The sequence below is a fragment of the Streptomyces sp. UNOC14_S4 genome, from assembly GCF_020740835.1.
GTDB lineage: Bacteria > Actinomycetota > Actinomycetes > Streptomycetales > Streptomycetaceae > Streptomyces.
In genome coordinates, this window is record NZ_JAINFC010001023.1 from 1 (window position 1) to 748 (window position 748).

1 pseudogene is annotated in these 748 nt (G+C 72.1%); it reads left to right on the plus strand.

Annotated elements, in window-relative coordinates:
• Positions 1-356 precede the first annotated feature (356 nt).
• A pseudogene (locus tag K6I34_RS37695) lies at positions 357-748 on the plus strand (hypothetical protein); the annotation flags it as partial.

Genomic DNA, 748 nt, shown 5'->3' on the forward strand with positions numbered 1-748 from the left:
CGGTGGGGCCCTTTCTCGCGGGTTTGCGGCGGTTCACTCGGTCGCTTTGTATGGTCGTACAAGTCGGAAGGGTCCCCGGATACGGGGGACTCTACGAAGACGCCGACCGCCAGCAACGATACCGGCACGCGGAACGGCCCCCGCGGGACGGGGGCACGCGTGGGAGGTAGCGTCTGGAAGCAGCGCACGGAAAGCGCGGGCAAAGCGCACGGATGCACACGCGACGAAACACACGCGACGAACGGAATCCGAGCGCGACGCCGTACGTTCGGTGTGCAGGGCGTCATGGTGTGCGGGAAACCTCCGCGCGCACCGGGACGCACAGCACGACGACACAAGGGGAAGACTCACTCCACATGCCGGACCGACGCCTCCACGAGGCTCACCGCTTCCCGCTGCCCGCCACCGAGCGGGACGCGACGGTGAGCCCCACCCGCATGTCGCAAGAACGCCCTCCGTCGTCGCACTCGCCGTCACCCTCGTCGTCGCCGTCGTCACCGTCGTCGTCCCCGTCCTCGCCCCCTTCGCCCTCGGGTCAGCAGGACAATCCCTTCGCGCCGCCGCCGGAGGGGCAGGCGGACCGGCCGTGGCAGCCGCGCCCGCAGGCCCGGGGCCACCAGGAGGAGGGCCACCAGGAGGAGCAGGAAGGCGGGCCGCGGCAGCAGGAGCCGCCCGCCTGGGGCAGCCAGTGGAGCAGCAGGCAGCCGGGCCGTCACGACGGCGACTCCGGCGGCGGGACGGGCGGGCA